Source organism: Erythrobacter donghaensis (genome assembly GCF_001557325.1).
GTDB classification, from domain to species: Bacteria; Pseudomonadota; Alphaproteobacteria; order Sphingomonadales; family Sphingomonadaceae; genus Erythrobacter; species Erythrobacter donghaensis_B.
Genome location: NZ_LSJS01000258.1, coordinates 1 through 7,574 on the forward strand (window position 1 = coordinate 1; position 7,574 = coordinate 7,574).

Below are 7,574 nucleotides of genomic sequence, written 5' to 3' on the forward strand. Positions count from 1 at the left end.
TACCGGATTTGTTCGCCCTTAGCGTGCAGATACGTCACTTTCGTGTAGTCACCCCAAGAGGAAGTGCTTTGTAAGCGGGGCGCTGACCCCACCTTGCGCTGATCGCTGACAGCATCGACTTTGCGCGCCTCTGCAATGATTGAGGCGCTGCTCCTATGATAATCCCTGGTGACGATCCTGTGAGTAAGGGTGCTCAGCGGTTTGAGGTGTTCACCGGCGCTGGCAGGCGCAGGGATTGGCCGCCTGAGGTGAAGGCATCGATTGTCGCGGAGTGCTGGCCTGGAGGGGAGCCGGTCAGCGCTGTCGCTCGGCGCCATGCACTGGATCCGTCGCAGATTTATGGCTGGCGCAAGGAGCTGATCAGGCAGTTCAAGGAACAGGGACTGGACGTTTCCTCATTGGAGACAGAAGGTGCCGCCTTTGTGCCAGCGGTGATCACGCCTGACCCTGTTCCAGAGGCTGGGCCTTCACGTCGCAGCCCACGCCGTCTACGCCGCGCTGCATCTGCCGTGGTCGAGCTGGAGATCGACGGTGTCGCTGTAAAGATAGCTCGCGGTGCCGATGCTGGTGTCATCGCAGCGGTCATTGACGCGCTCAGGACGCGTGCGTGATCGGCCCTGGCCCTGGCACGCGGGTGATGGTGGCAACGCGGCCCGTGGATTTCCGCAAAGGTCCTGACGCACTGGCCGCATTGGTCAGCGCTGAGTATGGCGGCGATCCGTATTCCGGGGTGATCTATGTCTTCCGGGCAAAGCGCGCTGACCGGATCAAGCTGGTCTGGTGGGATGGCACGGGCCTGTGCCTAATGGCCAAGAGGTTGGAGTCCGGAGGCTTCAAGTGGCCTGGTATCCAGGACGGTGTGATGCGCGTTACGGCAGCCCAACTTGGCGCTTTGCTGGAGGGTCTCGACTGGCGGAGGGTGCATGGCGGACGCCGCCCGATAGCGCCGCAGATTGCCGGTTGACGAGGCTTTCGTCTGCTGATTCACTGCCATCATGCTGATGGAAGCGGACCTGCCGGAAGACATCGAAGCGCTACGTGCGCTGGCGCTCGATCAGTCCCGCAAGCTTGCCGACGTGACGGTTGCCAAGGGCGAAGCTGACGCAGAGATCGAGCGGCTGCAGTCGATCATCGATGCGTTCATGCGACACCGTTTCGGCCGCAAGTCCGAACAGCTCGATCCCGACCAGCTCCAGCTGGGCCTTGAGGATATCGAGACGGCACTTGGCGCAGCCCGTGCGGCGCGTGAGGCTGGAACGGCTCAGCCCAAGGGCGATCGTCCCCGCAAGACCAACCGCGGTTCGCTGCCTGCGCACCTCGAGCGGATCGAGCAGATCGTCGATATCGACGATAAGGCCTGCCCGTGCTGTGGCGGCGGGCTGCACCAGATTGGCGAGGATGTTGCTGAACGCCTCGATGTCGTGCCGACCACGTTCCGGGTCATGGTCACCCGCCGGCCTCGCTATGGATGCCGCTCATGCGAGAGCGCGGTCGTCCAGGCCCCGGCACCGGCTCGTATTGTCGAAGGCGGCATCCCCACCGAAGCCCTGATCGCCCAGGTGCTGGTTGCCAAGTATGCCGATCACTTGCCGCTTTATCGGCAGGCGCAGATCTATGCTCGGCAGGGCATCCAGTTGGATCGATCGACCCTTGCAGACTGGGTCGGGCGGTCCGCATGGTATCTTCGCCCCTTGCGGGACCATATCCTGGAACGACTGCGACGATCCGAGCGGCTGTTTGCCGACGAGACGACAGCGCCAGTGCTCGATCCAGGACGAGGGCGGACCAAGACCGGCCAGCTATGGGCGTATGCCCGCGATGATCGCCCATGGGGCGGTATCGATCCGCCGATGATGGCCTATGTCTATGCGGCCGACCGCAAGAGCGAGCGCGCCGAAGCGCATCTGGGGGACTTTGCAGGCATCCTGCAGGTCGACGGCTATGGCGGATATACAGCGCTCGCCAAGCGGCAGCAGCAGATCACTCTCGCGTTTTGCTGGTCACACGTCCGGCGCAAGTTCTTCGATCTCGCCGACAAGTCACCGGTTGCTACCGAGGTGCTGCAGCGGATCGCCGGTCTATATGCCGTCGAGAGCGAGGTTCGCGGCACCGATGCCGATCATCGTCGCGCAGTCCGCAACGAGCACGCCCGCGTCATCGTCGCTGATCTGCACTACTATCTGGAGGCTCGGCTCCGTCAGGTCAGTACCAAGAGCAAGCTGGCCGAAGCGATACGCTACGCGCTCAGCCGCTGGGACGGGCTCACCGTCTTCCTTGATGATGGCCGCGTCGAGCTCGATACCAACACCGTTGAGCGGTCGATCAGACCTCTGGCCCTCAACCGCAAGAATGCCCTGTTCGCGGGCTCCGACGAGGGCGGCGACAACTGGGCGGTTATCGCCACGCTGATCGAGAACTGCAAGATCGCCGGCATCAACCCGCACACATGGCTGACCGAGACGCTCACCAAGCTCGCCCATGGTCATCCAGCAAACGGCGTCGGCGACCTCATGCCTTGGATCGACGTGACCTGAAAACATCGCTTACAGTGCTTTCGGCCCTTCGCAAACTCAAGGTTGGCATCGAAAAGCGGGTCAGTGCCGATGACCATGCCGGTCATGATCATGGGGCTGGTAGCCATGGTGCGGCTGAGGAACGGCATAGCTCCGGTGATGGTCACGATCACAGCCACGCTAATTTTCTGGGCCCCAACACTGAACTGATCTTTGCCCTCGCCTGCGGCGCGCTGCTGGGGATCGGCTTTGCAATTGAGAAGCTGATAGCCGGTCCGCCCGCTTGGCTCCCGACCGCCTGCTATATGGCAGCCTATTTTTTCGGTGGTTTCTTCACGCTGCGCGAGGCGATTGATAATCTTCGGTTGAAGAAGTTCGAGATCGACACCCTGATGCTGGTCGCCGCCGCCGGGGCAGCCGCCTTGGGGGCGTGGGCCGAAGGCGCACTACTCCTGTTCCTGTTCAGTCTCGGACATGCGCTGGAGCACTATGCCATGGGCCGTGCCAAGAAGGCAATTGAAGCCCTGGCGAAGCTCGCCCCTGAGACCGCAACGGTGCGCCGCGATGGGGCGACCAGCGAAATCGACGTCGGACAAATGGTAGTCGGCGACATCGTCATCGTGCGTCCGAACGAGCGCTTGCCCGCCGACGGCTTCGTCCTGAAGGGAACGAGTGCGATCAACCAAGCGCCCGTCACCGGCGAAAGCATCCCGGTCGACAAGATACCGGTAGCCGACGTGGTCGCGGCACGCGCCAAGCCCGATATGGTTGATCCGCAAAGCCGGGTATTTGCCGGAACGATCAATGGCAGCGGCGCGATCGAGATTGAGGTGACCCGCCGCTCCAGTGAAAGCGCGCTCGCGAAAGTCGTGAAGATGGTGAGCGAAGCGGAGACGCAAAAATCCCCGACGCAGCGCTTTACCGACCGTTTCGAAAGGGTCTTCGTCGCCGCTGTCCTGATTATGTCGGTCGTGTTGCTGTTTGCCTGGACCGTTATCGACGAGCCGTTCCGCGACAGCTTCTACCGCGCGATGGCGGTGCTGGTTGCGGCGAGCCCCTGCGCGCTTGCCATTGCGACGCCAAGTGCGGTTCTATCGGGTGTGGCGCGCGCAGCGCGCGGCGGTGTACTTATCAAGGGCGGCGCACCCCTGGAAAATCTCGGTTCGCTCAAGGCAATAGCATTCGATAAGACCGGCACTTTGACCGAAGGCCGCCCGCGCATTACCGACATCGTCCCTCTGGGAGGCACTGATGAAAGTGAACTGCTTGCGACTGCGGTCGCTGTCGAAGCATTGAGCGATCATCCACTGGCCCAGGCGATCGTCAGGGATGGTAGCGCACGTCTGGGGGGGCGCGCCCTGCCCCATGCCGCCGATCTCAAGAGTCTTACCGGCCGGGGTGTTACCGCGACCGCGGACGGCGAGACAGTGTGGATCGGCAAATCCGAAATGTTCGGTAAGGACGCAATTCCGGCGCTGGGGCAGGAGGCACAGGACGCGATAACGTCACTGCGCGAAAACGGACGAACGACGATGCTGGTCCGAAAAGGGAATCGTGACCTCGGCGCGATCGGCCTGCTTGATACACCTCGCGAAGCGGCCAAATCCGCGCTGCTCCGCTTGCGTGAGTTGGGCATCACCCGGATGATCATGATCTCGGGGGATCACCAAAAGGTTGCCGAAGCGATCGCCAAGGACGTCGGGATCGACGAAGCATGGGGCGATCTCATGCCGGAGGACAAGGTTTTCGCGATCAAAAAGCTTGCGGGCGAAGACAGGGTCGCAATGGTTGGCGACGGCGTCAATGATGCACCCGCCATGGCTAGTGCTACGGTCGGCATCGCCATGGGGGCAGCAGGATCGGATGTGGCGCTGGAGACAGCCGACGTTGCCCTCATGGCCGACGACCTGGCGCACTTGCCGTTCGCTGTGGGCTTGAGCCGGCACACACGCGGGATCATCAGGCAGAACGTGTTTGTGAGCCTCGGCGTTGTAGGGTTGCTGGTTCCCGCCACGATCATGGGTCTCGGCATCGGTCCAGCAGTGGCCGTGCATGAGGGATCGACCATCATTGTGGTGGTTAATGCACTTCGGCTTTTGGCGTACCGCGCCTGACCAATTGGGGGTTCTAACCGTAAGGCAGCGCTCGCTCTGACGATCAATCACGGCCCGCATTCACGATCTGCGCAATGTCCGCCGGTATTGGCATAGTGGCAAAAGCACTGACGTCCGATCGCCCGGTGTTCCCTATCGGCGTGCGACCGGTCAGCGTGCCCAATGGCGCCAGAAACAGACGTAGCGTCTGACCTGCGACTTCAGCCCATTCGCGCCGCGACACCGCGAATGCCAGCATCACGCCATGCGAGTGGAGATGCAGCGGCAGACTACCCTGAGCGATGATGTGCCCGCGTTCGAGCCTTTGCCACGCGCCAACATAATCGCCGCTGGCACGCGCAGCGCGGAATTCTGCCAGTTCATTTCGATAGGCTGTCCGAATAATGCTCATCGCACCAATCTTCATTTTGTTTTCGACCTACCAATGCTTGTGCGCGGGGTAGCAAGTACCAGGTAAAGCTGTTCCACCAAATAAGGAAGGTCTATCGCCTGCTTCTCAAGTGCCGTAGCGGCGAGGCAGACAAGCATCGCAACTACGGGTGCTAGGCATCGATACCCGCAATATGTCATGGTCCTCTGACAAACACCAGATTGGCTGCGACACAGGCGGCAAGGTACGGGCTGCCTTTTCTCTCGGCCGCTACGATCGCAGAATAATGGGCTTCGTCGCCACCACTGCCGGCATACACGTTGAAAACGTGCACAATTTTACTGCAGCCACCGAGCTACCCGTAATCCAAAGGCACGGCCAGAACGGTTGTACTACACCAACTCCGTTCATCCGCTTCAAGCACTTGGAGTAGAAAACTCACCCTGCGCGAACACATCAAATATCCAACCGATGCGGAACTGACCGGCAAGCAAAAAAGCGACGCTACCTTTTGGTATCAGAACGTTTGCCGCGCAGTCACGCCAAAGGTGCGTGGCTGGCCGATGTTGAAGCCGAGCCGCGCCCGGCCGCCGCGCTCGCGGTCGAACGACAGCAGCGGGTTCTCGTCGAACAGGTTGTTGACATAGGCCGTCAGCGACAAGCCGCTGTCCAGCTCAACGCCCGCGCTGAGGTTGACCAGCTGGTAGTCAGGCAGCAGCAGATCGACCGTGGTCGACGCCGTCGCCGGGGCTCCGCCGAACGGCAGGCCGTGGACGAAGGTGCGCGGGTTGTTCTCCTGATCGGCGGGCTGGGTGTAGCGCGAACCGACGTGCTGGAACGAACCGTTCAGGAAGGCCGTGGTCCCCTCGTTCAGCTCCCACTCGTAGCTGCCGCTCGCCGAAAGCTGGAATTCGGGCACAGAGGGCAGGCGATTGCCGTCGCGGATGCCGGTGGCGCTGGCGAGGGCACCGGGCAGCGTGCTGTTGAATTCCGACTTCACGTAGCTGCCCGAAAGGTTGAAGTTGAGGCCCGGCGAAGGCTCGAAGCCCAGCTCTGCCTCGACCCCGGCGGCGAAGGCTTGGGGCACGTTGAAGACGATGCGCGAGGAGCAGCTGCCGGCATCGAGCGTCACCTGAAGGTTGCTGATGTCGTTGTAGAAGGCGGCGGCGTTGAAGGTGAAGCCGGAACCTTGGGTCTTCACGCCCAGTTCGTAGTTCCACAGCTTTTCATCGCCATAGTCCTGAAAGCCGCCAAACAGCGCCAGGTCCTGCGCGTTGCACAGCGGGGTGTTGAGCGGATCGTTGACCCCGCCAAGCCGGAAGCCCTGCGCAGCCTGCGCGTTGATCGTGACATCATCGCTCGCCTTGTAGCTGACGAGGAAACGCGGGGTGAAGCCATCCGACTTGGTGGTATCGACCACGCCCCGATCGCCATTGGCGAACAGGCCGCCGGTTGTGATGGTGCGCGATTCCTCGAAGTCGTAATAGCGCCCGCCTGCGGTGAAGGTCAGCCTGTCGGTCAGCTCGTAGCTGGCTTCGCCGAAGATCGCGAACTGCTTGATGTCGAAGGGCAGGTCGGAGTTGAACGGCGAGTTCGCCGGGAAACCGTTCGCAACCGCAGCCGAAGTGCCCGCGCCAAGCGTCGCATCGGTGAAGGCGTCATAGCCAGGGGTGGGCAGGCGCTGGCGATAGTCGCGCTTCACGTCGGAATAGAAGGCGCCCAGAAGCCACTGGAACGGGCCGTCATAATCCGAGGCAAGCCGCAGTTCCTGCGTGAACGTCTTGAGGTCGGTCGTATCGCGCAGGTTCGAGGGCAGCGTCACCGCCGCCGCCGGGAAGCCGAGATCGACCGAGACCGACCCGGTCAGCGCACTCGCATCGCGGCTGACGAGGATGTCGCGGTTGATGTAAGAGCTGACCGAGGTGAGGTTGTGCTGGCCGAGGCCGACGTTGACAGTCAGATCGGCGATCAGCGTTTCATCCTCGAACCGTTCGGGCAGCAGCAGATATTGCTCGCGCTCGCCCAGCTGCACCGCAGGCCGGGTGATGGTGAAGCGGTTGGCGAAGAGGTTGTAGATCTCCTGCCGGTTGAAGCCGTTGGCCTTGATCTTCTGATAGATCACGCGCGGAGTGATCGAGAACGTATCCGTCGGCTCGAAGGTCAGCGCGATACGGCCGCCGTAGCGTTCGCCATCATTGACGTTCTCGCCGCCGCCCGGGCCCTGCGCATCGATGAAGCCGGCATAGCGGGTGTAGTAACCCACCGCACGGATCGCGGCGGTGTCACCCAGCGGCACGTTGACTGCGCCCTTGATGTGCCCGCCCAGATTGCCGCCGTCGATCACGTTGACGTTGGCTTCGACCGCGCCTTCGGTCACGCCGAGGCGGGGCTGGTTGGTGATGTAGCGGATCGTGCCGCCGACCGAACCCGAACCGAACAGCGTGCCCTGCGGCCCGCGCAGGGTTTCGACGCGGTTCAAGTCGAACAGGTCGATATCTGGCGTGAACAGCGAGAGCGAGATGACCGATTCGTCGAGATAGACGCCGACCTGCTCCTTCACGCCGGGCTGGTCGCGCA

At 62.2% G+C, this 7,574-nt stretch carries 5 protein-coding genes and 1 pseudogene; 4 read left to right on the plus strand and 2 right to left on the minus strand.

The genetic code is table 11. The features are described from left to right. Nucleotides 1-155 precede the first annotated feature (155 nt). From tnpA to AX692_RS15115, 4 genes and pseudogenes are all read left to right on the plus strand, one after another. Nucleotides 156-611: an IS66-like element accessory protein TnpA gene (tnpA, locus tag AX692_RS19180; protein WP_066045783.1), complete on the plus strand. Its 456-nt coding sequence runs from the start codon at nucleotides 156-158 to the stop codon at nucleotides 609-611. Between the two features lie 26 nt (nucleotides 612-637). Beyond that, nucleotides 638-964 carry an IS66 family insertion sequence element accessory protein TnpB gene (gene tnpB, locus AX692_RS15105; protein ID WP_110300478.1) on the plus strand — a complete coding sequence of 109 codons (327 nt, stop codon included), beginning with the start codon at nucleotides 638-640 and terminating at the stop codon, nucleotides 962-964. A 31-nt stretch (nucleotides 965-995) separates the two neighbouring features. Beyond that, a complete protein-coding gene (gene tnpC / locus AX692_RS15110) occupies nucleotides 996-2,534 on the plus strand; it encodes an IS66 family transposase (RefSeq protein WP_066110541.1) in 1,539 nt (512 codons plus the stop codon). A gap of 14 nt (nucleotides 2,535-2,548) precedes the next feature. Then, nucleotides 2,549-4,627, plus strand: a pseudogene (locus AX692_RS15115) (heavy metal translocating P-type ATPase); the annotation flags it as partial. A 43-nt stretch (nucleotides 4,628-4,670) separates the two neighbouring features. On the opposite strand, the gene AX692_RS19185 reads toward AX692_RS15115, so the two are convergent. Together AX692_RS19185 and AX692_RS15120 are read right to left on the minus strand one after the other, a co-directional pair. Further along, entirely contained in the window at nucleotides 4,671-5,033 is a 363-nt protein-coding gene (locus AX692_RS19185; RefSeq protein ID WP_230960879.1) for a DUF3703 domain-containing protein, read from the minus strand. A gap of 481 nt (nucleotides 5,034-5,514) precedes the next feature. Next, nucleotides 5,515-7,574, minus strand: a 2,060-nt coding sequence (locus AX692_RS15120) for a TonB-dependent receptor (RefSeq protein WP_073975355.1), incomplete at its 5' end; no start/stop codon positions are given.

Coding starts and splice junctions, on each gene's coding strand:
- tnpA (WP_066045783.1), top strand. CDS start 156: ATGATAATCCCTGGTGACGATCCTGTGAGTAAGGGTGCTCAGCGGTTT.
- tnpB (WP_110300478.1), top strand. CDS start 638: ATGGTGGCAACGCGGCCCGTGGATTTCCGCAAAGGTCCTGACGCACTG.
- tnpC (WP_066110541.1), top strand. CDS start 996: ATGCTGATGGAAGCGGACCTGCCGGAAGACATCGAAGCGCTACGTGCG.
- AX692_RS19185 (WP_230960879.1), bottom strand. CDS start 5,033: ATGAAGATTGGTGCGATGAGCATTATTCGGACAGCCTATCGAAATGAA.